A 22980-nucleotide genomic window follows, 5' to 3' on the forward strand; every position below is an offset into this window, starting at 1 on the left:
ACGCGCGTCCGAGCCCGACGCCGCCGCCGTCCGGTGACCGCGGCCGTTCCCCCGACCGGGCCCTCGGGCGCCGATACGATGGGCGGATGACCCGTACCCCGAACGCCGCCGCCGACCCGGGATGCGGATGCGGGTGCGGGACGCCCGGCCGCTCCTCGTTCCTCAGCCTGAGCACGACCGCCGCCGCTCCGGCGCCCGCCCCGGCGTCCGGACGTCACACGATCCCCCAGGCGCGGATCCCGTCCGGGTCGTTCACCATGGGAGACTCGTCCGGGGACGAGAACCCCGCCGACGGCGAGACCCCGCGGCACCGCGTCGCCGTCACCGGGTTCGACATCGATGAGACGAGCGTCACCAACGCGGCGTTCGCGCGATTCGTCGCGGACACCGGCTACCGGACCGAGGCCGAGACCTTCGGGTTCTCGGCTGTGTTCCACCTCGCCCTCGCCGCCGAGCCGTCGGACGTGATGGGTCCGGCCGGCGGGACGCCGTGGTGGCTGGGGGTGCGGGGCGCGGACTGGGCGCACCCGGGCGGCCGGCTCTCGGACATCGAGGGCATGGAGGAGCACCCGGTGACCCACGTGAGCTGGAACGACGCCCAGGCATACTGCGCCTGGGCCGGACGCCGCCTGCCCACCGAGGCCGAGTGGGAGTACGCCTCGCGCGGCGGCCTCGACGGCGCCAAGTACCCCTGGGGCGACGACGAGGTCGACGAGGGAGGATGGCGCGCGAACATCTGGCAGGGCGTCTTCCCGCGGATCAACACGGCCGAGGACGGCTACCTGACCACGGCGCCCGTGCGGACGTTCGCCCCGAACGGATACGGCCTGTGGCAGACCGTCGGCAACGTCTGGGAATGGTGCGCCGACGGGTTCGATCCGCGAGCCTACCGCCGCGGCGACGCCGTCGATCCCGTCGGACCGCTCACGGCGGGCTCCCGCGTGCTCCGCGGCGGCAGCTACCTCTGCCACATCTCCTACTGCAACCGCTACCGCAACTCGGCACGGTCGTCGAACACGCCCGACTCCTCCATGGGCAACGCCGGGTTCCGCACCGTCTCCCTGCGTGCCGAGGAGGCCGCCGAATGACGACCCGACGCTTCCCCTCCCGCGTCTACCGCGACGGCGAGGAGCCGGACCCGCGGTTCAGCCTCGCCAACGAACGGACGTTCCTGGCCTGGCTGCGCACGGCCCTCGCCATGTACGCCGCCGCGTTCGCCCTCGAAGCCCTCTCCCTCCCGGAAGCGGCCGGATGGCGCATCGCGGCTGCGGCCGTCTTCCTGGTGCTCGGCACTCTGGCAGCCCTGCAGGCCTGGTTCGGGTGGATGGCGACCGAGAAGGCCATGCGCCGCAACGCGCCGCTGCCGGGGCTGCCGATCGGGGCGATCCTCGTGGTCGGAGTGATCCTCGCCGTCGCGCTGATCGCCATCGGCCTGTTCCTGTGACCGCCGAGCCGGCTCCCGGCCTGTACGACCCGGGTCTCCAGCCCGAGCGGACCCTGCTCGCCTGGCGACGGACCTGCCTGGCCTTCGCGGTGGGGAGCCTCGTGGCGATGCGGTTCTCCGCGGAGGCGCTGGGACTCGTCGCGGTCCTCATCGGTCTCGCCGGCTCCGGGCTCGCGGTGGCGGCCTACTTCGCCGCGACGGTCGGGTACCCGGCGGGCCAACGCCGCGTTGTCGCGAGGCGGGACGCTGACCCACTCCGCCTGGCCCATGGCGCTCGCCACGGCGGCGGCACTCGCCCTGGGCGGCGCGGGGGTCGCGCTGCTGATCGCGGATGTCCTCTGATCCCTGCCCCGCCCCCGGCTCCTATCATGGCGCTATGGACGAGCTCGATCGCCGCATCCTCGCGGTCCTCGCCGAGGACGGCCGTATCAGCAACGCCGAGCTCGCCGCACGGGTCGGGCTGACGCCGTCGCCGTGCCTGCGCCGCGTGCGCCGCCTCGAGGAGTCCGGCGTGATCCAGGGGTACCGGGCCGTCATCGAGCCGGCCGCGATCGGCCGCTCGCTCCGGGTCTTCGCCGGCGTCCGGCTCACCCGCCACGCCCGCGCCGACGTCGCCGCGTTCGAGGCCGCCGTCGCCGCCCTCCCCGAGATCGCCCATGCGCACCACGTCACCGGCAACTACGACTATCTCCTCGACATCGAGGTTCCCGACCTCGCCGCATACGAGCGGTTCCACTCCCAGCGGCTGGCGTCGCTGCCCGCCGTGGGAGCGGTCAACAGCTACGTCACGATGAAGACGCTGTCGTCGCGCCCCTGATCCCGCCACGACATCGACGCGGGGCGGATCCTTGCGCGGCCGAGCATCGTCTCCGTCGCCGGAGACCCTCCGCACGCATGGTCCTGCCGTTCTCCCTTCCGCCGCTTGGCCCCGCGTGACCCTCTGGCTCACCCTGAGGGAACGTCCGACCGACAGAGGGAGCCGACCGTGAGCACCACCAGCACCGCCGCCGTGCACGCCGACAAGCCGCTGGCACCGGGACCGTCGGTGGCACGACCGATCTACCAGACGTCGACGTTCTGGGCGGATTCCGCCGAGGAGTTCGCGGCCGCGGCCACGACCCCGCGCGGACACGACTTCTACACCCGGTACGGCAACCCGAACCACGCGCAGGTCGCCGCGGTCGTCGCCGAGTTCGAGGGCACCGAGGCCGCCATGGTGACGGCGTCCGGGATGGCGGCTCTCACGACGGCGGTGCTCGCCCTCGTCTCGGCCGGCGACCACGTCATCGGCCAGCGCTCGACCTACGGGGGCACCGCCTCGGTCCTGATGAACCTCCTCCCCCGCTTCGGCGTCGAGGTCAGCCAGGTGGACCAGACCGACACCGCGGCGTTCGCCCGGGCGATGACGCCGCGCACCCGCCTGGTCCTGGTGGAGACGCCGAGCAACCCGCTGCTGCAGATCACGGACCTGCGCGCGGTCTCCGACATCGCGCACGCGCACGGCGCGCTCGTCCTCGCGGACAACACCTTCGCCACTCCCGTCAACCAGCGCCCGACCGAACACGGCGCGGACGTCGTGTGGCACAGCGCCACGAAGTACCTCGGCGGGCATTCGGACGTGTCCGCCGGGGTCCTCGCCGGGCGCGCGGAGATCCTGGACCGGATCTGGGACGTCGGCGTCCTGACCGGCGCGACGCTGGGCCCGTTCGACGCCTGGCTGCTGCTGCGCGGCATGCGCACACTGCCCCTGCGGATGCCGCGGCACAACGCGAACGGCCTCGCCCTCGCCGAAGCGCTGCATGATCACCCTGCCGTCTCCCGGGTCCACTACCCGGGGGTGCCGACGCACCCGCAGCACGCCCTCGCCTCCGCGCAGATGTCCGGATTCGGCGGGGTGCTCGGCGTCGAGTTCGCGGGCGGCTACGCCCCGGCGGACGCGTTCCTGTCCCGGCTGCGGTACTTCCGGCGCGCGGCGAGCCTCGGCGGCACCGAGTCCCTCGCCGTCCACCCCGCCTCCATGTGGCGCGGCATGATCGACGACGCGCAGATCGCCGCCTCCGGCGTGCCCCTCGGCCTGGTCCGGCTGGCCGCCGGCATCGAGGAGAGTGACGACCTCGTGCGGGACGTCCTCGCCGCCGCGGAGGCGGTGCACGCCGGATAGGCGCGCCGACGTCCCCCTGCGGGGTATCCTCGGTTCTATACCCCCCTGGGGTATTCGGACGCGCGAGCGACCGACCATTCGACCGAAGGAGAACCCCATGTCCACCCAGAAGCTGTTGATCGCCTTCGACGGCTCCCCCAACGCGCAGAGCGCGATCGACGCCGCCGCCGACCTCTTCCCCGGCTCGGAGGCGATCGTCTTCTACGCCCGCCAGCCCGTGGAGGCCTTCGCCGCCCACCTGCAGGGCCACCCCCTGATCGAGGAGCTGAAGGGGCTCGACGCCGCCGCCCTCGACTCCTCGGAGCAGGTCGCGACCGAAGGAGCGCGGCGCGCACGCGATCGGGGCCTGGACGCGACCCCCATGGTGGCCTCCTCCCTCTCGACGGCCTCCGAGGCCATCATCGACGCCGCCGAGGAGCACGGCGCGACCCTCATCGTGCTCGGCTCCCGGGGCCTGCGCGGCGTCACGGCCACCCTCCTCGGAAGCACCTCGACCAACGTCCTGCACCATGCGACACGGCCGACACTGGTGATTCCGTCGGACGCGGTGGCCGCTGCCCGGCGAGAGTCCCGCCGGGCCTGACCGCACGCGCACCGGGATTCTCCGGAATACCCCTCCCGGGTATAGTGTTGTCAGCGAGGAACGTACCCGCACGGGGTACCGGCAGAAGGAGATTCCGATGACGTCGACCGAGTACCAGGTGACCGGCATGACCTGCGGCCACTGCGAGCTGTCGATCCGTGAAGAGGTCGGCGAGATCGCCGGTGTCGAGGACATCCAGGTCAGCGCGCAGACGGGCCGCCTCGTGGTCACCTCCGCGGAGGAGATCGACGACGCACAGATCCTCGCCGCCGTCGCGGACGCCGGCTACTCGGCGGTGCGCTCGTCATGAGGGCCGGAGCACGACTGGCGCTCTACGGCGCAGGAGTGGCGGCGGCGTTCGGTGCAGCCTTCGGGCTCGCCGGCGTCGTCGTGCCGGACTCCGCCGTCGCCGCCTGGGAGAAGGGCGCCTCCGACGCCCACGTCACGGCGTCCGACGCCGCACACGGCGAGGGCGACGCGACCGCCGGGCACCTGCCCGGCGGTCTGTCCGCGGAGCAGGGCGGGCTGCTGCTCTCCCCGATCGAGGCTCCCGCCGCGCCCGGCGAGGACGGCGTCCTGAGCTTCCGGGTCCTCGACCCGGACGGACAGCCGGTGACCGACTACACGACGGAGCACGACAAGGATCTGCACCTGATGGTCGTGCGCACGGATGGCCAGGGCTTCCGCCACGTCCACCCCGCGCTCGACGACACCGGGACCTGGTCCCTGCCGTGGGCCTGGGAGCAGGCGGGCGCCTACCGCGTGTACGCCGACTTCACCCCCGCGGACGCGGAGGACCCGGTGACCCTGTCGCGCACCGTCACCGTCGGCGGCGACGTCGTCCCCGTCGAGACGTCTCCACAGCGGACGGACGAGGTCGACGGGTACACCGCGACCCTGACCGGGGAGCTGACCGCGGGAACGCCGGGCGATCTCTCGATCGAGATCACCCGCGACGGGGAGCCGGTGACGACGCTCGAACCGTACCTCGGCGCCTTCGGCCACCTGGTCGCGCTGCGGGAGGGCGACCTCGCCTTCCTGCACGTGCACCCGGAGGGCCAGGAGCCCGACGCCGGGCAGAGCGGCGGGCCCGAGATCCGCTTCGCCGCCACGGCGCCCACTGCGGGCCGCTACCTGCTGTACCTCGATTTCCAGATCGACGGACAGGTCCGCACCGCCGAGTTCGTCCTCGATGCCCCGCACGCGGACGCCGACTCGGCAGAACACGACGATTCGCCGTCCGAGGGCCACTGACCCCTGGTCGGCCACGGAGAACGGAGAAGGAAGAGGATGAGCACATCAGCGCCCCCCGCGGGCGGAACCGGCATCGAACTCACGATCGGCGGGATGACCTGCGCCTCCTGCGCGAATCGCATCGAGCGCAAGCTCAACAAGCTCGACGGCGTCACCGCGGCCGTGAACTACGCCACGGAGAAGGCGAAGGTGACCGTCCCCGACGGGTACGACCCCGCCCTGCTGATCGCCGAGGTGGAGAAGACCGGATACACCGCGGCGCTTCCCGCGCCGAAGGCCTCCGGCTCGTCCGCCCCGGCGGACGGCGGAGAGGACGACGCCGATCCCGAGCTCACCGCGCTGCGGCACCGGCTCATCGGGTCCATCGTGCTGACCGTGCCGGTCATCGCGATGGCGATGATCCCGGCGCTGCAGTTCACGTACTGGCAGTGGGCGTCCCTCGCCCTCGCGGCGCCCGTGATCGTCTGGGCCGCGTGGCCGTTCCACAGGGCCGCGTGGACGAACCTGCGTCACGGCACCGCGACGATGGACACGCTCATCTCGATGGGCACCTCCGTCGCCCTGCTCTGGTCGCTGTACGCGCTGTTCTTCGGCACCGCGGGCACGCCGGGGATGACACACCCGTTCGAGCTCACGATCGCGCCGTCGGACGGCGCGGCCAACATCTACCTGGAGGTCGGCGCCGGGGTGACGATGTTCATCCTGGCCGGGCGCTACTTCGAGAAGCGCTCCAAGCGCCAGGCCGGCGCTGCCCTCCGCGCGCTGCTGGAGCTCGGCGCGAAGGAGGTGGCCGTCCTCCGCGGCGGCGCCGAGGTCCGCATCCCGATCGAGGAACTGCAGGCGGGCGACGAGTTCGTCGTCCGCCCCGGTGAGAAGATCGCGACCGATGGCGTCGTCGTCTCCGGCACGTCCGCGGTCGACGCGTCCATGCTGACCGGCGAGTCGGTGCCGGTCGAGGTCGGCGAGGGCGACACGGTCGCCGGGGCGACGGTGAACGCGGGCGGACGCCTCGTGGTCCGCGCCACCCGCGTAGGCGCGGACACCCAGCTCGCCCAGATGGCGAAGCTGGTGGAGGACGCCCAGACGGGCAAGGCCGAGGTCCAGCGCCTGGCCGACCGGATCTCCGGCGTCTTCGTCCCCATCGTGATCGTCATCGCGTTCGTGGCCCTCGGCGCCTGGCTCGGCGCCGGGTTCCCCGTCGCCGCCGCCTTCACGGCCGCCGTCGCGGTCCTCGTCATCGCGTGCCCGTGCGCGCTGGGCCTGGCGACGCCGACCGCACTGCTGGTCGGGACCGGCCGGGGCGCGCAGATGGGGATCCTGATCAAGGGGCCGGAGGTCCTCGAATCCACCCGCCGCGTCGACACGGTCGTGCTCGACAAGACCGGCACGGTGACCACCGGCAAGATGACGCTCGTCGACGTGGTGACCGAGCCGGGCGTGGACCGGGCGCAGCTGCTGCGTCTGGCCGGAGCCCTCGAGGACGCCTCCGAGCACCCGATCGCCCAGGCGATCGCCAAGGCGGCCACCCAGGAGGTCGGATCGCTCCCGGTTCCCGAGGACTTCGCCAACATCGAGGGCAAGGGCGTCCAGGGCATCGTGGAGGGCACGTCCGTCGTCGTCGGGCGGGAGTCCCTGCTCGCCGACTGGTCGCTCCACCTCTCCCGGGAGGTGGCGTCCGCCAAGGCACGCGCCGAGGAGGAGGGCAAGACCGTGGTCGCGATCGGATGGGACGGCGCCGCCCGCGGCGTTCTGGTCGTCGCTGACACGGTGAAGCCGACCAGCGCCGACGCGATCGCTCAGCTCAAGGAGATCGGGCTCACCCCGGTGCTCCTGACCGGCGACAACGAGGCGGTCGCGCACCGCATCGCGGCCGAGGTCGGGATCGAGCACGTGTACGCCGAGGTGCTTCCGCAGGACAAGGTCGACGTCGTCACCCGGCTTCAGCAGGAGGGCAAGGTGGTCGCGATGGTCGGCGACGGCGTCAACGACGCCCCGGCGCTCGCCCAGGCCGACCTGGGCCTGGCGATGGGCACGGGCACCGATGTCGCGATCGAGGCGTCCGACATCACGCTGGTCCGCGGAGACCTGCGCAGCGCCGTGGACGCCATCCGGTTGTCGCGGAAGACGCTGAGCACTATCAAGACGAACCTGTTCTGGGCGTTCGCCTACAACGTCGCGGCGATCCCGATCGCGGCCCTCGGCATGCTCAATCCGATGCTCGCAGGAGCGGCGATGGCGTTCTCGAGCGTCTTCGTCGTCGGCAACAGCCTGCGCCTGCGCGGATTCCGCAGCGTCGCGCAGTGACGCCGCGGATCCACCCACCCCTGGAAGAACACGAAAGGAACCCCCGATGACCGAAGACCTCCAGCCGACGTCGAGCTGTTGCAGCACCGGAGCCGGCGGCGCCGCGCGCGTCGAGCTCCTCAGCGCACCGGCCGACGACATGACGACCTGCCCGGTGATGGTCGGCAACCCTGTCAGCAAGAAGGCCGCGGAGGCGGCAGGGCTGTTCCGCGACTACGAAGGCGAGCGGTACTACTTCTGCTGCGCCGGGTGCGGCCCGGCCTTCGATTCGGCCCCGGCCACCTACGCGGCCAACATGGCCTGAGCACGCACGGCAGGGGGCGAGGCCGCGGGAGACACCGCGCCTCGCCCCCCTGCCTTTGTCGTCCCCTCACCCTTTCCGGTCATCCACACCTGGGAGAACCCATGACCCCCGTTCCCCGCGTCGCCGTCCTCGGGGCCGGCGCCGCCGGAGCCGCCGCGGCCCGCACGCTCGCCGCCCGCGACGACGTCCGCCTCACCGTGTTCACGCCGGCCGGCGAAGGCCCGCTCATCCGGACGCTGCTCCCCTCCGTCGCCTTCGGCCCGCTCGCCCCGGAGCTGGTAGCGATCGGCCTTCCCCAGACCGAGATCGTCGCCGACGCCGCCGTGCGGGTGGACGGCGAGCGGCGCGAGATCGAGCTGTCCTCGGGCCGAACCCTCACCGCCGACGCGATCGTCGTCGCCACGGGAAGCACGGCACGGGAACTCCCTCCGGACCTTCCCGGCCGCGATCACGCCCTCGCCTCCGGGCGCCTGTACACGCTGCACGGGATCGCCGACGCGGTGCGCATCCGCGACCTGCTCAGCCGCCACCCGGACGGCGCGGACGTCGCCCTCCTCGGCGGCGGCGCGATCGCCGCGGAGACGGCCTCGACCCTCCACCGCGCGGGGCACCGCGTCACGCTGATCGCGCGCAGCGACGTCCCGGGGCGGGCCGCATTCGGCGACGAGATCGCCGAACTCCTCGCCCGGGTACACCGGGAGCGCGTGCGGACGCTCCTCGGCCGCATCCTGGTCCGGCTCGACGCCGACGTCGAGAGCGTCATCCTCACCCTCGACGACGGGACCACCGTGCGCGCGGATCTGGTCTTGGCCGCGCTCGGGTCCGTCCCCTCCGCCCCCTCGCCGTGGACCGACGGGGTCGATGTCGACGCCGGTCTGCGCACCCCCTATCCGGGCGTGTACGCGGCCGGCGGGGTCGCTCGCCACCACGACGATCTGCCCGGCCCCTGGCGGATCGATCACTGGGAGGAATCCGCGGCGCAGGGCGCCCATGCGGCACGTGCCGTCCTCGCGGACCTGGGCCGGGGCGAGGATCCGGGGCCCTACCGCCCGCGGAGCCCGTTCACCGCCATGGTCCACGGGCTCGCCGTCTCCGGGGCCGGGCTGCTGTCCTCTCCCGGAACGCGCGACGCGGGCGACGCGTTCGTCATTCGACACCTGCAGGGAGGTCGCCTCATCGGTCTCGGCGCCGTCGACGCCGTGGGCGCGGTCTTCGCCGCGGCGCCCACGCTGCACGAGGAGCCGGAGCGGTGACGCTCCGCGCGCCCGGATCGCCGGATTCGGGAATACCCTACCCCCCTAGGGTATTATTCTCTGTCGGGACCAATCCGGTCCGCACCCTCGTCAACGAACCGAACGGAGTTCGCCGTGTCTTCCCCAACCACTAAGAGCACGACGCGCTGGTGGGGCCTCACCATCATCGCCCTGGCGCAGTTCATGGTCATCATGGACGCGTCGATCATCGGCGTCGCGCTCCCCCAGATGCAGAAGGACCTCGGCTTCACGCCCCACGACCTCTCCTGGGTGTTCAACGCGTACGTCATCGCCCTCGGCGGCCTGCTGCTGCTCGGCGGCCGCCTGTCCGATCTGTTCGGTCCGCGGAGGATGTTCGCCGCGGGCTGGGTGATCCTCGCCATCGGCTCCCTGGTCGCCGGCTTCGCCGGGGACGTCCCCGTCGAGCTCATCGGCCGCGTCCTCCAGGGCGTCGGGTCCGCACTGATCGCCCCGGCCGCACTGACGCTGCTCATGATGCTCTTCGGATCGGATCCCCGCGAGCTCACGAAGGCGATGGCGTTCTACGGCGCCGCGGCTCCCGCGGGCGGCACCGCCGGCGTGTTCCTCGGCGGAGTGATCACCGAGTTCGCCTCCTGGCCGTGGGTGTTCTTCATCAACGTCCCGATCGCCGTGCTCGTGCTGCTGCTGATGTGGCGCGCGCTGCCCTCCGGCAAGGTCGGCGCCCGCGGGTCGGTCGACGTGATCGGCGCGCTGACCGTCACTCTCGGCCTCGCCGCGCTCGTCTACGGGATCGTCCGGGCCGAGGTGGCCGGGTGGGGATCCGCCGAGACGTGGATCGCGATCGGGGCCGGCGTGGTGCTGCTGGTGCTGTTCCTCATCATCCAGCGCGTCAAGCGCGAGCCGCTGATGCGGCTGTCCATCTTCCGCTCGCCGAACCTCGGCGCCGCGAACCTGGCGCAGGTCCTCCTCGGCGCCGCCTGGGTGCCCATGTGGTTCTTCCTGAACCTGTACCTGCAGCAGGTGCTGGGCTTCAGCGCCTTCCCCGCCGGCGCCGCGCTGCTGCCGATGACCGTGCTCATCATGCTGGGCATGATCGTGCTCGCCCCGCGGATCATGGCGGCGTTCGGTCCCAAGGCCCCGATCGTGGTGGGCCTGCTGATCCTCTCCGCCGGCCTGGTGTGGATGGCCTTCATCCGCCCCGACGGCAACTACTGGGTGGACGCGTTCGGCCCGTCGCTGGTCGTCGCGTTCGGACAGGCGCTGGCGTTCATCCCGTCGCTGCAGATCGCCATCTCGGCGGCCCCGCCGGAGGAGGGGGGCCTCGCCTCGGGCATCGTGAACACCAGCTACCAGGTCGGATCCGCGATCGGGCTCGCCGTGGTCGCGGCCGTCGCCGCGGGGTTCGGGGCGGGGCAGCTCGGCGACCCGGTGGCGCTGACGGGCGGATACTCGGCCGCGTTCGTGACGGCGGCGATCATCGCCCTCGCCGGCGCGCTCCTCACGGCGATCCTGTACCGGACGCACCGCCAAGACGCTGCCCTGCGCGGCTGACACGCACAGCGGTCGAGGAGGGGACCGGCGCGCCGGTCCCCTCCTCACCGTCCGGAGCCGGAGGCGCTACATCCTGGCGTACCGGGCGCGTGCGAGACAGAACAGCCCGTATGCGACCAGCCCCGCCCCGACGGCCCACAGCAGCGCCCGCCCGAACGGCAGCGCCGCGATCCGATGCAGCGCGCCATCGAGGCCGGACGCCTGGGACGGATCACGCGTCAACGCCGACATGACGAACAGCGCGCCGGTCGCCGCCACGGCGACCCCCTTGGCGACGTAGCCCACCACGCCTACGGCCACCGTGATCCTGCGAGCGATCCGGCCGGCGGGCAGGCGCATCGTCTTCTCGAACCCTCGAGTGACGCCCGCGACGCCGAACCCCACCCCGGTGGCGAACACCCCTGCCCCGACGAGCACGAGCAGCACGACGCCGCCCGGCGTGGACAGGACCCCGGCGCTCACTCCCTGGGACGTCTCCTCCGACTCCGCGCGCCCTCCGAGCGCGATCACCGCGGCGGTGGCGGCGATAGCGAGGTACGCGACGGCGGCTGCCACGAGGACCACGCGCCGAGCCCAGGTGCGGGCCTCGCCGTCCCGGACCGTCACGACGGCGGAGACGAGCTGCCAGACCGCCAGCACGACGAGCCCGGCGGCGACCGCCCAGAGCAGGAGCCCGCCGATCGGGAGCCTTCGGACCCCCTCCAAAGCGCCGTCCTGGTCGGCGTCGCCGCCCGCGCCGACCGCGACGGACAGCGCGATGGCACCGATCATGAGGTGCACCAGTCCCAGCACGACGTATCCGGCGCGGGCCGTCCGCCGAAAGGCCGTCGACCGGCGAGCGGCGCGGGCGGCGCCTCGGGGAGTCTTCACGGGGGCAGGGTACCGGGCGCCGTCGCCGCAGGCAGGGCCCTTGCGCTCACCGGAACGGGGCCTCCCGCGTGCTCAGCCGGAACCGGAGGCCGTCGAGCACGAGCGCGAGCGAGGTCTCGAACACCTCGTCGTCGCCGATGCCCACCAGCTGCGGAGCGGCCGCCGCGAGGTGCGGATACTCCGCGGGCGAGGCGCGCAGGTAGTCATGGCCGAGGGCGAGCCGATCGCCCGCACGGGACTCCGGATCCAGCAGCGAGGCAGAGGCCTCGTAGGCGCTGACCGCGAACACCAGATCCGTGAGGACCCGGTAGAGCACCACGGCCTCCCTGCCCCGGAACCCCGCACGCTCCAGGGTGGCGAGGACCAGGTCGGCGCCGCGGAACTCCGCGGGGCTGCGCGTGATCCGTGTGGCGACGAGCACCGCGACGGCCGGCTGCACGAGGCACGCGCGGCGCAGGCGACGGGCGAGATCGCGAAACGTCTCTGCCCAGTCCGGCCCCGGCACGACGTCGGCGATGGCCCCGTCGAGCATCCGCTCCGCCATCGCGAGAACGATCTCGTCCTTCGACGCGAAATGCCGCAGCACCGCGGTGTGGTCGGCGCCGAGCACGGTCCCGAGCCGGCGAAGCGTGAGGGCCGCCGGCCCGCCGGCCACGACGATGCGCGTCGCGGCGTCGAGGATGCCCGCCCTCGTGAGGGTCGCCCTCGCCCGACGCCCCGGCGCCCGGCCCGACGCCCCGCTCATCGTCGCTCCACGGCGGCGACCACCGCGGACAGCGCCGCACAGGTCTCCCGGTCCCTGGCGGCGTCGTCGGGGTCGTTCCACGCGCTGGTCTTGACGATCACGGTCTCCGAGTCCGGGTCGACCCACAGGTACTGCCCGTGCACGCCCAGGCCGGTGAAGGCCCGCCGTTCGCCTCCGAGCGTCCACCACTGGTTGGCATAGCCGTAGTGCGGGTATCCGCCGCCGTCGTCGATCGCGCCGACCTGGAGCGCGGGCAGCTCCGAGCTCCGGCTGCGCGCGACCCACTCCGCGGGGACGATCTGCTGACCGTCCAGGCGCCCCGCCGAGGCCATCACCGTGCCCACCCGCGCCACGTCGCGGACCGTGGCGTTCAGCGAGCCCCCGCCGAGCGCCGTCCTCGGGCGACCCCGGGTGAGGAAGTAGAAGGCATCGGCCTCCGCCCCGATTGGCCCCCAGAGCCGCTCCTCCGCATAGCGCGCGAGCGTCTTCCCGGTCGCCGCCTCGAGGATCCAGCCGATGACGTGCGAATCCAGCGTCGAGTACATGAACGACGCGCCCGGAGCGCGAAGACGCGGGGTAGAGCGGATGACGTCGAGCACCGATCCCCCCGTCGTCACCGCGGCCTCGAAGCGGCGGACGGGCGCGTCGGGGACCGTCCAGTCCTCCAGGTCGCCGACGCCGCTGGTCATGTCGAGGAGATGCGCGAGCGTGACCCCGTCATACCCGGATCCCCGCAGCTGGGGCAGATGATCCACCACCTGGTCCGTGACGGCGCCGATCTCGCCGCGCTCGAGCGCGATCCCGACGAGCATCGACGTCACGGACTTCGTCAGCGAGAACAGCTGGAAGCGGGTCTTCGGACCCGCCCACGGCCCGCAGTACTCCTCGTGCAGCACCTCGCCGCGATGGACGACGAGGAATCCCCTGGTGTGCGTGCGGCGGTGCAGATCGTCGAGGGAGTACGTCGCGCCCTCGTGCCGGTAGCGCAGCGCCCGCGTCGGAAGACCGACCCGGGCCCGCGGCAGCGGCCGCACCCTGTCGCTCCGGCGCACGAGCTCGCGGGGCATCAGTGTATCCATGTGCGTGAACGTCCACGAGTTCAGCGGGCGACGCGCGGCGATCTCCCCCTGGTGGCGCCACAGCCACGCTCCCCCGGCCGCGGCCGCCGTCGCGACGCCCAGCGTGCCCATCACTCTGCCGATCGTCATCCGGCTTCCCCTCCCGTGCGGGTCGTGGACCCAGTGTATGTCACCGCTGGTGACACCGCCGTGGACTGCTTTCCCGCAAGGCCGGATCCGACACGATGGGGAGATGACCGAGGGCTACGATGCCGAGTTCCTGACCGCCGCCGTCCCCCTGCCGTCGCCGCCCGTCCCGGTGCGCCGCCTCGACTACCCCCGCTTCACGGTGCTGCTCGCTCCCGGGCGCCGCCTGGCCGCCGTGACCGGCGTGAACATCGACGGTCCCCGCCTCCAGGACCTGCCGCGCGACGGCGACTGGCATCTCGATCCGCGCCTGCCCGCCCACGAGCAGACGGGGGCGGAGGTCTACTCCGGCAATGATCTCGATCGCGGCCACCTCGTGCGTCGTCGGGATCCGGGATGGGGCGATGCGGATCAGGCGCGGGCAGCGATGCGCGCGACCTTCGCCTACCCGAACGCCGCGCCCCAGGCCGCCGGCTTCAACCAGTCACCGCTGCTCTGGCTGGGCCTGGAGGACCACGTGCTCCGGTACGCGGAGGCCACCGCTCAGCGGGTCTCCGTCTTCACCGCGCCGGTCCTCGCCGACGACGACCCGCCGTACCGGGGCATCCGCGTCCCGCTGCGGTTCTGGAAGATCGCCGCGTGGAGCGGACCGACAGGACTCGCGTCCGCGGGCTTCGTCCTCGATCAGTCCGACCTCGTCGACACCACGGATGCGAGGATCGCACCGCCCGCCCTGGGCGCCTTTCGCACCTTCCAGGTGCCCGTCGGGGACATCGCCGCCCTCGCCGGTCTCGACGCCGGACCGCTGACCGACGCGGACGTCCTCACTCGGACGACGACCCGCCCGCTGTCCTGGCGCCCGCTCTCGGACGTCCGCGACATCAGGCTCTGACCGCAGGATCCCGACGTCGGACGCGTCCCGACTCCGTCTCCGGGATCATCGCGCGACGCCCCGGAGGACGACGGACACGGCCCGCTCGGCCAGCGTGTCGGGCATCTCCCCCTCGAACTGCGTCACGTACAGATGCACGACTCCCCCGAGCATCGCGATCACCAGCCGCGGGTCGGTGTCGGGCCGCAGTCGGCCGGCCGCGATGCCACGGCGCACGATCTCCTCCGAGGCGGCCATCCGCACCTCCCAGAACCCTGCCCGCGCCGTGGCGACATCGGGATCGTCCGCGAGCGAGCTGCTCCGAACGAGCCCCGCGCCGATCGGCGAGCGACAGAACGCGACGAGCGATTCCACGAAGGTCGTGAGGTCCCGTTCCACGTCGCCGGTGTCCGGGATCGAGATCCGCTCGTCGACCTGCGAGAGCAGCGCGTCCAGCAGCAGCTGCGGCAGCGTTCTCCAGCGCCGGTAGATCGACGTCTCGTGGACGCCCGCCGCCTGCGCGACGTCGGAGATCCGCACCTGGTCGATCCCCTCGCGCTCGATGCGCTCCATCGTCGCGTCGATCACCGCACGACGCAGCGCCTCGCCGCGCTTCTGCTTGGTCGGGAGGGATGAGGTCATGCCCGGATCTTATCGCAAGCTGTCTTGCGTTACCCAGTCGGAACCTCTAGTCTCGCCATAACGCAAGTGGACTTGCGTTGAGAGGAGGGCGATGATGCTTCCCGTCCGCGTGCACCGCGGCATCCCCTACGCCCAGGCGGAGCGGTTCGGCCGCCCCGCGCCGGTGCCCGCCGGGCCGCCCGTCCCCGGCGGGATCTCCGTCGAAGCACCGCAGCAGCCCAGTCGTCTGGCCCTGGTGATGGGTACCGCGGCGCCGCTGGAGCAGCAGGAGGACTGCCTCGAGCTCGCGATCTTCGCGCCCGTCTCCGTCGATCCGACCCCCTTCCCCGTCCTCGTGTGGCTTCACGGCGGGGCCTACCTCACCGGGTCCGGGGGCTGGAACCTCTACGACGCGACCGCGCTCGCGGCGCGCGGCCCGATGGTCGTGGTGGCGGTGAGCCATCGCCTCGGACTGCTCGGCTACGCCCCGGTCCCCGGGATCAGCGCCGGGAACCGCGGCCTGGCGGACCAGATCGCGGCGCTGGGGTGGGTGCAGCGACACATCGCCTCGTACGGCGGTGACCCCCGCCGCGTCACGGTGGCGGGCCAGTCCGCGGGCGCGCAGGCGATCGTGGCGATGCTGGGCATCGATGGGACGCGGGGGCTGTTCCGTCGCGCCGTCGTGCAGAGCGCGCCGATCGGACTCGGCTTCCATTCCGCCGCGGATGCCGCGCGCGTCGCCGCGACCGTCGCCGCGAACGCCGGGACGGATCTGACGACGTGCTCGGTTGAGGACGTGCTGGCGACGCAGGAGCGCGCGGCCGGGGCCCTCGCCGGTGCGGGCCTGCTGCGCGCCGCGCCGCCCTTCCAACCGGTCTGGGGCGTCGACCCCCTGCCGGAACCGGAGGTCTGGCAACAGGCCGTCGACGCACGGATCCCCGACGTCGAGCTGCTGATCGGCACCACGGCCGACGAGGCCGCGGCGTTCGTCGCGAATCCGCACGACCCCGGGACCGAGGAGGCGGACGCCGCGAACCGCCTGCGACAGATGATGACGCAGACGGTCTTCGCACAGGGGGCGACGGAGCTGGCCGATCGCTGGTCCGAGAACGGCGGACGCGCCCACCTGTACCGGTTCGAGAGGCACGGTGACGCCAACCCTCTCGGCGCCTGTCACTGCTTCGAGCTCCCGCTGCTCTTCGGCGCCCCCGAGGACTGGCAGGACGCGCCGATGCTCGCGGGGATCCTGCCGCAGCGGACCGCCGAGGCGCGGGCGTCCGTGCAGACGCGATGGGCCGGCTTCGTCCGCGACGGCGATCCGGGCTGGGACGCGCACGCCGTCGGCCGCCCGCCGCAGGCGCTCTGATCGGAGGCGTGGACGTGTCCGGAGCAGGGACGGCCGAGGTGGTCGGCGGCGGGATCGCAGGCCTCAGCACGGCGATCGCGCTCGCGCAGCGCGGGTGGCGCGTCACGCTGCATGAGCGACAGGACCGGATCCGCGCCGTCGGCGCCGGGATCTATCTCTGGGACAACGGGCTGGCCGCTCTCGAGAGCCTGGGCGCGTTCGACGACGCCACCCGGGGAGCCCGGATCGCGCCGGCGGTCGAAGCACGCTCGCGTCTCGGGCGCACGCTGTACCGCATCCCGATCAACGCCGAGGGACGGACCCGCTGCTTCACGGTGCTGCGGGAGACGCTGATCGACGCGCTCCGATCGGCGGCCGAGGCGTCCGCGGTCGACCTGCGCACGACCTCGACCTGCCTGGACGTCGATCCCGCGGGAACGCTCACCCTGGCCGACGAAGAGCGGCGTGCGGACCTGATCGTCTGCGCCGACGGAGTCGGGTCTCGTCTGCGCGATCGTCTCGGCCTCCTCCAGGAGCGGGTGCAGATGCGCCAGGGAGCAGCGCGCATGATGATCCGCACGACCCCCGGCGACGACCTCGACGTGCACGCCGAGTACTTCGGCCCGCGCCGGCGCGTCCTGGTGACGCCGTGCACGCCTGAGCTCACGTACGTGGCGCTCGTCAGCGAGGCCGGGGACGACGCCGGCGCGGGGTCGGGTCCGGCGCACGGCTGGGAGCGGGACTTCCCGGCGCTCGACTCCCTGCTGCGTGCCGAGCCCGTGGCGGTCGTGCCCTGGTCCCGATTCGAGCTGGTCCGGCTCACCGCGTGGTCTCGGGGTCGTGTCGCCGTCCTCGGCGACGCCGCCCACGCCCAGCCGCCGTACCTCGGCCAGGGCGGCGGGACGGCGATGATGAACGCCCTGTCGCTGGCCCACGCCGTCACCGACGCACCGGACATGCCGAACGCCCTCCGGGTCTGGGAGCGGCGGCAGCGGCCTGCGGTGGAACGCACCCAGCTGACGTCGTTCCGCATGCGCGGCCTCGACCGGCTGCCGAACGCGCCGAGGTCGGCGCTGCTGCGCGCGGCCGGGGTGCTCCCCGGCATCCAGAGGTCCGCCCTGGCGGCGACCAGGGAGCGGCCGGCGATCGGCGCCCGGTCCGCACCCGTCCTCAGAGAAACGACAGGAGACACCCCATGATCACGACGATGCGCGTAGGAGACGTGGACATCGCGTTCGACGACCAGGGCTACGCCCCGCATGCCCCGGCGATCGTGCTGCTGAACGGCTGGGCGCACGACCACCGTGCGTGGACCGGCCTGCTCCCTCTGCTTCGGGACGACTTCCGCGTGATCCGCGTGTGCTGGCGCGGCCACGGCCCCGACCGCACCCCACGGGGCGACTTCGGCGTCGCGGAGCAGACCGCCGACACGATCGGGCTCCTCGATGCCCTGGACGTGGAGAGCTTCGTCCCCCTCTCCCACGCGCACGGTGGATGGGTGGGACTGGAGATGGCGGAGCGGCTCGGCCCCGACCGGGTGCCCGCCGTCATCCTCCTGGACCTGATCATGACCCCTCCGCCGGCCGAGTTCGCCGCGGGGGTCGCCGCCCTGCAGGACCGCGCCAGCTGGAAGGCGGCCAGGGACGGCCTGCTCCAGTCATGGCTCGACGGCAGCACGAACCAGGCGGTCCTGGACCATGTGCGTTTCGACGCGGGCGGGTTCGGGTACGACATGTGGGCGCGCTCGGGCCGTGAGGTGCAGGCCGCGTACGCGCAGTGGGGCTCGCCGATGGGGCGCATGTCCCAGCTGTCCGCGCCACGACCGATCCGTCACGTCTTCAGCCACCCGAAGGACGAGGCGTACGACCGCCTGCACGCGGAGTACGCGGCGGCCAACCCGTGGTTCAGCTATGCACGGCTCGACGGTGAGACCCACTTCCCCGGCATCGAGCTGCCCGGGGAGGTCGCCGCCCAGACCCGGGAGGTGCTGCAGAGCATCGCCTGACGAACGGTGCGGTCGCCTCCGGGGGCCGCACAGGGGACGGACGCGCGGTCCGGCCGGGAGAGCCCGACTCCCGGCCGGCACCGCGCGTCTTCTCGTCCTCGCGGGACGGCTCCCCCGATGGCCGGCCCGCGGTCCGGCTGACGGGCGGCGCGATGTCGCGCGAGCAGGTCCCCCGCCGGACGGGTACCGCGACACCCGACGCCGCCGCTACCGCAGACGCTTGCGGAGGAAGACCTGGGCCGTGCCGTCCCCCTGGTCGATCCGCTCGGCCTCCCGATAGCCGCAGTTGGTGTACAGCGCGATGTTGGCCTCGCTGAGACTGCCGGTGAAGAGCTCGGCCTCGGCGCAGTCGGTGTCCGCTTCGATCGCCTCGAGAAGCCGCCGGCCGATGCCCTCCCCCTGGACGTCGGGTGCGACGGCGATCCGACCGATCTGCAGCACCCCGTCCCGCTCACGTGCGCGGATGGCGCCGACGATCCGGTTCGCGTGTACGGCGACGAATCCCTGCGCATCCCGCAGCTCCGCCTCGACCTGCTCCAGGGTCTGGGTCAGCGCCGGCTGATCCGGATCCCGATACACGAGCGCCTCGGAGACGAACGCCGCGCGCTGGAGGGTGAGCACCTCCCCTGCGTCTTCCGGCGTGATGCGTCTGATCTGGATCGCCATCTGGTCCCTTCCTCACGGTGCGCCAGCCACGATATCGAGCGCGCCGAGGATCCGCCCGGGGGTCGACCTCCCCGGTCGTTCGCGATATGCGGCGCAGCCCTCCGCCGGATCCGCCGACCCCCTCCCAGGACCGACGAGCGTGCGGTGACGCCCGCTCAGCCGTTCCTCCCGAGCCCGATCCTTGCCGTGAAGCCGTGAGCGACATAGGGTTCTGTTAACAGAACGGAGGCGAGACGTGCCGGACGCGCTCGGGACGATGCTGCGAACGCTGCGCGCGGACCGGGGCGTGTCGCTGTCCGAGCTGGCACGCCAAAGCGGCGTCGGCAAGGGCACGATCTCGGAACTGGAGAACGGTCTCCGCGGCGCCCGCCTCGACACCCTCTTCGCGCTGACCACCGCCCTGGACGCGCCGCTCAGCGCCCTGCTGCCCGAGCGCGCGGGCGCCGATGCCGTGCAGGTCGCCGGCGCATCGGTGAGCGCGGTCCTCCTCGACCGCTGGGACGACGGCCAAGGGCTGGTCGAGGCGTATCGGGCGAGCCTGACGATGGATCGGCAGGAGAGCCGCGCTCACGCAGACGGCGTCGAGGAGACCGTCACCGTCCTCGGCGGACGCGTCCGCATCGGTCCGATCGGGCACGAACGCGAGCTCGGCGCCGGGGAGAGCCTGCGTTACCGCGGCGACGTCCCGCATCGCTTTCAAGCCCTGGACGCCTCTGCCCGCGTCGTCCTGCTCATGCACTATCCACCCGCCGCCGCACCCGCCAGGGCGACACCGCCCCGACGGACAGAGGAGCACCACGAATGACCGTCGACCAGACGCTGCCCGAGCGCAGCCGCATCGTCCAGCAGCACGTGACCGACGCCGGGATCACCGCGCGCGTCCGCGAGCTTCCCGACTCCGCCCGCACGGCGACGGAGGCGGCGGCGGCGCTCGGATGCGAGGTGGGCGCCATCGCCAACAGCCTGTTGTTCCTCGCCGACGACGAGCCCGTGCTCGTCATGACGAGCGGGCGTCATCGCGTGGATCCGGCGGTCCTCGCGGGCCAGCTCGGGGCCGCGCGCATCGAGATGGCCACGGCGAAGCAGGTCAGGACCGTCACCGGGCAGGCGATCGGCGGCGTCGCGCCGGTCGGGCACCCCGCCCCGGTGCCCACGGTCATCGATGAGGCCCTCGCCGACTACGACACGATCTGGGCGGCGGCGGGGACGCCCCACACGGTGATGCCGCTCACGATCGACTCCCTGTCGGCGCTGACCGGCGGCCGCCGGGTACGGGTCGCCGCGGACTGAGCCGGGTCGCCGAGCTCGCGTCATCGGCGCAGCGCGGCGCACGGTTCGTTGCTTCATCTCATGAGGTGCCGAGCTTCTCCACCGCGAAGTCGAGGAGGGCCGAGGCCCGCGGGGTGAGCGACATGTCGGCGGGCCAGATGCCCACCACATGCGAGACGGTGACCGGCGGGTCCAGCGGGCGGATCACGACGGGACGCCCCTCAGTGCTCATGGGCAGGGTGTTCGGTCGCGACATGAGCAGGCCGTAACCGACCCCGCGTCCCACGAGCGCCTCGACGAGCGAGATCTGGGGAACCCGAGCCTCGATCCGGGGTTCCAGCCCCCGGGCGGAGAAGGCGTCGGTCACGTTGCGCGTGCCGGGGGTCGCGTCGTAGAGGATGAACGGCTCGTCGGCGAGCTGCGCCAGATCCACCGCCAGCGCGGATGCCAAGGGGTGATCGGGATGCAGATGGACCTCGAGCCGCGTGGCGTAGATCCTGCGGCGGCGATACCCCACGGGGAGGGACACGTCGAAGACGAGAGCCACATCCAGGCGCCCGGCCTCCAGACCGGAGAGCAGCTCCTCGTTGGTGCCCACCATGATCTCGAGCTGCACACCGGGATGCCGTTTGGGAAACCCCTCCAGAAGCTCAGGGACGACGTTCGTGGCGAAGCTCGAGTAGCAGCCGAGCTTCACCGGCCCCCGGAGCTCCCCGTCCCGCCCCGCGCCGCGCACGAGCTCCCGGGTGTCCGTGACGATCCTCCGGGCGTTCTCGGCGAAACGCTGGCCGGTCGGTGTCAGGGTGAGACCGCGCGCCTTGCGCCGGACGCACAGCTGCTCCCCGACCGCCTTCTCCAGGGCCGTGATCGCCTGCGACAACGCGGACTCGGAGATGTGGAGATGCGCTGCGGCGGCACTCAAGGTGGAGAAGTCCGGCAACGCGGCGAACAGCTCCAGCTGCCGCAGGCTCACATCCATGTCATGCCTCTTCCGGTCAGCTTCTTCGGTATGACCGAATTATATCCGCGGATTAGTGCGATTTACATGCAGTGACAAGGGCTCCACGATAGGAGGACCCGCTTCCCGATCCCTCCCTCCGGAGGGAGAACAATGACGTTAGGGACAACAATGACCTCCTCCCCCGCCACCGGCGATCCGGCGTCCCAGCGCCGGATCGCGTTCGCGACGATCATCGGCACCACGATCGAGTGGTACGACTTCTTCATCTACGCCACGAGCGCCGGGCTCGTCTTCGCCCAGTTGTTCTTCCAGCCGGCCGGGAAGGAGATCGCGCTCCTGCTCTCCTTCGCCACGGTCGGCATCTCCTTCCTCTTCCGTCCGCTCGGCGCCTTCCTTGCCGGGCACTTCGGCGACATCATCGGCCGCCGCGCCATGCTGGTCGCCACCCTGGTCCTCATGGGCGCGGCCACGACGCTCATCGGCGTGCTCCCGACCTACGCGCAGATCGGCATCGCGGCACCGGTGCTGCTGCTCCTGCTGCGGATCCTGCAGGGCCTCTCGGCCGGCGGCGAGTGGGGCGGTGCCGTCCTGATGGCGGTCGAGCACGCCCCCGCCCACCGTCGCGGTCGCGCGGGATCCTGGCCCCAGCTCGGCGTGCCGCTCGGGTTCCTGCTGGCCTCCGGCATGACCGCGCTCATGACCGGGCTCATCTCTCCTGGTGAGGCCTACCTGCAGTGGGGCTGGCGCGTGCCGTTCCTGGTGAGCGTCGTGCTCATCGTCGTCGGCTTCGTGATCCGGCGCTCGGTGGCCGAGAGCCCGGTCTTCGCCGAGATCGCCCGACGCGGGAAGCAGGAGTCCCTCCCGATCGTGACCCTCTTCCGGCGCCACGGGCATCTCGTCTTCCTCGCTGCCCTGGTGTTCGTGGGCAACGGCACCCTCGGGTACATGACGACCGGCGGCTTCCTCAACAACTATGCGATCAGCGTCCAGAGCCTCGACACCACGGCGGTTCTCCTCGCCGCCGTGTTCGCGGCCGTCGTCTGGTTCTTCTCGACGCTCCTCGCGGGTCGTCTCGCGGACCGGATCGGACGGAGGGTGACCTTCCTCATCGGCTTCGGCATCCAGGCCGTCGTCGTGTTCCCCGTCTTCTGGCTCGTCGACGCCGGAGGCCTTCCCGGCCTCTACGTCGCGGTCCTGCTCATCTCGAGCGGACTCGGCCTCACCTATGGCCCGCTCGCCGCGTGGTACGCGGAGATCTTCCCCGCGTCCGTCCGCTTCTCCGGCGTCTCCATCACCTATGCGATCGGCGCGGTGCTCGGCGGGGCGTTCGCGCCGATGATCGCGCAGATGCTGCTGGGCGCCACGGGCACCACGGCCTCCGTCTCGGCGTACCTGCTCTTCGCCACGCTCCTCGGCGCCGGCGCGACGCTGTGCCTCCGGGACCGCAGCGGGATCCCCCTGGGGCCGGACCACGAGACCGAGCAGGCGCAGGGGGCCACCGTCTTCACGCCGAGGAACGCGACGGAAAGCCTCGCGCCCACCCGATAACCACCGCGCAGTCCGCTGCGACGCCGTCAAGGAGAACC

At 72.3% G+C, this 22980-nt stretch carries 24 protein-coding genes and 1 pseudogene; 19 read left to right on the forward strand and 6 right to left on the reverse strand.

The genetic code is table 11. The features are described from left to right. Nucleotides 1-86: 86 nt before the first annotated feature. From MR1_RS01475 to MR1_RS01525, 12 genes and pseudogenes are all read left to right on the forward strand, one after another. Complete coding sequence (locus MR1_RS01475) at nt 87-1088, forward strand: formylglycine-generating enzyme family protein (RefSeq protein ID WP_157517851.1); 1002 nt, start codon at nt 87-89, stop codon at nt 1086-1088. Then, nucleotides 1085-1444 carry a YidH family protein gene (locus MR1_RS01480; RefSeq protein WP_067242749.1) on the forward strand — a complete coding sequence of 120 codons (360 nt, stop codon included), beginning with the start codon at nt 1085-1087 and terminating at the stop codon, nt 1442-1444. The genes MR1_RS01475 and MR1_RS01480 overlap by 4 nt, the downstream gene beginning before the upstream one ends. Then, nucleotides 1441-1593: pseudogene (locus MR1_RS20470) on the forward strand (DUF202 domain-containing protein); the annotation flags it as partial. The gene MR1_RS01480 and the pseudogene MR1_RS20470, both read left to right, overlap by 4 nt. 227 nt (nt 1594-1820) lie before the next feature. After that, complete coding sequence (locus MR1_RS01485; RefSeq protein ID WP_067242751.1) at nt 1821-2261, forward strand: Lrp/AsnC family transcriptional regulator; 441 nt, start codon at nt 1821-1823, stop codon at nt 2259-2261. Nucleotides 2262-2429: 168 nt separating this feature from the next. Beyond that, complete coding sequence (locus tag MR1_RS01490; protein WP_067242754.1) at nt 2430-3605, forward strand: trans-sulfuration enzyme family protein; 1176 nt, start codon at nt 2430-2432, stop codon at nt 3603-3605. 97 nt (nt 3606-3702) lie between these two features. Further along, a complete protein-coding gene (locus MR1_RS01495) occupies nt 3703-4188 on the forward strand; it encodes a universal stress protein (protein WP_067242756.1) in 486 nt (161 codons plus the stop codon). Nucleotides 4189-4285: 97 nt separating this feature from the next. Continuing rightward, nucleotides 4286-4498: a heavy-metal-associated domain-containing protein gene (locus MR1_RS01500; protein WP_067242758.1), complete on the forward strand. Its 213-nt coding sequence runs from the start codon at nt 4286-4288 to the stop codon at nt 4496-4498. After that, nucleotides 4495-5442 carry a heavy metal-binding domain-containing protein gene (locus MR1_RS01505; RefSeq protein ID WP_067242760.1) on the forward strand — a complete coding sequence of 316 codons (948 nt, stop codon included), beginning with the start codon at nt 4495-4497 and terminating at the stop codon, nt 5440-5442. Before MR1_RS01500 ends, MR1_RS01505 begins: the two co-directional genes overlap by 4 nt. Nucleotides 5443-5478: 36 nt before the next feature. After that, the gene (locus MR1_RS01510) at nt 5479-7746 is read left to right on the forward strand and encodes a heavy metal translocating P-type ATPase (RefSeq protein WP_067242762.1); all 2268 of its coding nucleotides are present in this window, start codon (nt 5479-5481) and stop codon (nt 7744-7746) included. Nucleotides 7747-7792: 46 nt separating this feature from the next. Beyond that, the gene (locus MR1_RS01515; RefSeq protein WP_067242764.1) at nt 7793-8050 is read left to right on the forward strand and encodes a YHS domain-containing protein; all 258 of its coding nucleotides are present in this window, start codon (nt 7793-7795) and stop codon (nt 8048-8050) included. A 101-nt stretch (nt 8051-8151) separates the two neighbouring features. Next, complete coding sequence (locus MR1_RS01520; RefSeq protein ID WP_067242766.1) at nt 8152-9303, forward strand: FAD-dependent oxidoreductase; 1152 nt, start codon at nt 8152-8154, stop codon at nt 9301-9303. Between the two features lie 114 nt (nt 9304-9417). Continuing rightward, entirely contained in the window at nt 9418-10836 is a 1419-nt protein-coding gene (locus tag MR1_RS01525) for an MFS transporter (RefSeq protein WP_067242768.1), read from the forward strand. Nucleotides 10837-10902: 66 nt separating this feature from the next. Here MR1_RS01525 and MR1_RS01530 read toward each other — a convergent pair whose 3' ends face one another. Genes MR1_RS01530 through MR1_RS01540 form a run of 3 tightly spaced genes read right to left on the reverse strand, consistent with a single transcriptional unit; the run spans nt 10903 to nt 13659 of the window. After that, the gene (locus MR1_RS01530) at nt 10903-11706 is read right to left on the reverse strand and encodes a DUF1206 domain-containing protein (RefSeq protein ID WP_067242770.1); all 804 of its coding nucleotides are present in this window, start codon (nt 11704-11706) and stop codon (nt 10903-10905) included. Nucleotides 11707-11752: 46 nt separating this feature from the next. Continuing rightward, the gene (locus MR1_RS01535; RefSeq protein ID WP_067242772.1) at nt 11753-12451 is read right to left on the reverse strand and encodes a TetR/AcrR family transcriptional regulator; all 699 of its coding nucleotides are present in this window, start codon (nt 12449-12451) and stop codon (nt 11753-11755) included. After that, nucleotides 12448-13659: a serine hydrolase domain-containing protein gene (locus tag MR1_RS01540; RefSeq protein ID WP_217996159.1), complete on the reverse strand. Its 1212-nt coding sequence runs from the start codon at nt 13657-13659 to the stop codon at nt 12448-12450. Before MR1_RS01540 ends, MR1_RS01535 begins: the two co-directional genes overlap by 4 nt. A gap of 103 nt (nt 13660-13762) precedes the next feature. Here MR1_RS01540 and MR1_RS01545 point away from each other — a divergent pair, with 103 nt between their 5' ends. Then, complete coding sequence (locus MR1_RS01545) at nt 13763-14548, forward strand: DNA/RNA non-specific endonuclease (protein WP_067242775.1); 786 nt, start codon at nt 13763-13765, stop codon at nt 14546-14548. Between the two features lie 45 nt (nt 14549-14593). On the opposite strand, the gene MR1_RS01550 is transcribed toward MR1_RS01545, so the two are convergent. After that, nucleotides 14594-15169: a TetR/AcrR family transcriptional regulator gene (locus MR1_RS01550; protein WP_067242778.1), complete on the reverse strand. Its 576-nt coding sequence runs from the start codon at nt 15167-15169 to the stop codon at nt 14594-14596. Nucleotides 15170-15260: 91 nt separating this feature from the next. On the opposite strand from MR1_RS01550, the gene MR1_RS01555 reads away from it, so the two are divergent. The 3 genes from MR1_RS01555 to MR1_RS01565 are packed head-to-tail and all read left to right on the forward strand — an operon-like array spanning nt 15261 to nt 18498. Continuing rightward, nucleotides 15261-16514 carry a carboxylesterase family protein gene (locus MR1_RS01555; RefSeq protein ID WP_084344273.1) on the forward strand — a complete coding sequence of 418 codons (1254 nt, stop codon included), beginning with the start codon at nt 15261-15263 and terminating at the stop codon, nt 16512-16514. A gap of 14 nt (nt 16515-16528) precedes the next feature. Continuing rightward, a complete protein-coding gene (locus MR1_RS01560) occupies nt 16529-17692 on the forward strand; it encodes an FAD-dependent oxidoreductase (RefSeq protein WP_067242822.1) in 1164 nt (387 codons plus the stop codon). Further along, nucleotides 17689-18498, forward strand: coding sequence for an alpha/beta hydrolase (locus tag MR1_RS01565; protein WP_084344275.1), 810 nt, complete (start codon nt 17689-17691; stop codon nt 18496-18498). Before MR1_RS01560 ends, MR1_RS01565 begins: the two co-directional genes overlap by 4 nt. A gap of 207 nt (nt 18499-18705) precedes the next feature. Here MR1_RS01565 and MR1_RS01570 read toward each other — a convergent pair whose 3' ends face one another. Further along, the gene (locus MR1_RS01570; RefSeq protein WP_067242780.1) at nt 18706-19164 is read right to left on the reverse strand and encodes a GNAT family N-acetyltransferase; all 459 of its coding nucleotides are present in this window, start codon (nt 19162-19164) and stop codon (nt 18706-18708) included. Nucleotides 19165-19399: 235 nt separating this feature from the next. Between MR1_RS01570 and MR1_RS01575 the strand changes: the two genes are divergently transcribed. Then, nucleotides 19400-19969: a helix-turn-helix domain-containing protein gene (locus MR1_RS01575; RefSeq protein ID WP_217996160.1), complete on the forward strand. Its 570-nt coding sequence runs from the start codon at nt 19400-19402 to the stop codon at nt 19967-19969. After that, the gene (locus MR1_RS01580; protein WP_067242782.1) at nt 19966-20454 is read left to right on the forward strand and encodes a YbaK/EbsC family protein; all 489 of its coding nucleotides are present in this window, start codon (nt 19966-19968) and stop codon (nt 20452-20454) included. Before MR1_RS01575 ends, MR1_RS01580 begins: the two co-directional genes overlap by 4 nt. Before the next feature lie 58 nt (nt 20455-20512). Here MR1_RS01580 and MR1_RS01585 read toward each other — a convergent pair whose 3' ends face one another. After that, nucleotides 20513-21412 carry a LysR family transcriptional regulator gene (locus MR1_RS01585; protein ID WP_067242786.1) on the reverse strand — a complete coding sequence of 300 codons (900 nt, stop codon included), beginning with the start codon at nt 21410-21412 and terminating at the stop codon, nt 20513-20515. A gap of 150 nt (nt 21413-21562) precedes the next feature. Here MR1_RS01585 and MR1_RS01590 point away from each other — a divergent pair, with 150 nt between their 5' ends. Further along, the gene (locus MR1_RS01590; RefSeq protein WP_067242788.1) at nt 21563-22942 is read left to right on the forward strand and encodes an MFS transporter; all 1380 of its coding nucleotides are present in this window, start codon (nt 21563-21565) and stop codon (nt 22940-22942) included. Nucleotides 22943-22980: the final 38 nt, after the last annotated feature.

Source organism: Microbacterium resistens NBRC 103078 (assembly GCF_001552355.1).
GTDB lineage: Bacteria > Actinomycetota > Actinomycetes > Actinomycetales > Microbacteriaceae > Microbacterium > Microbacterium resistens.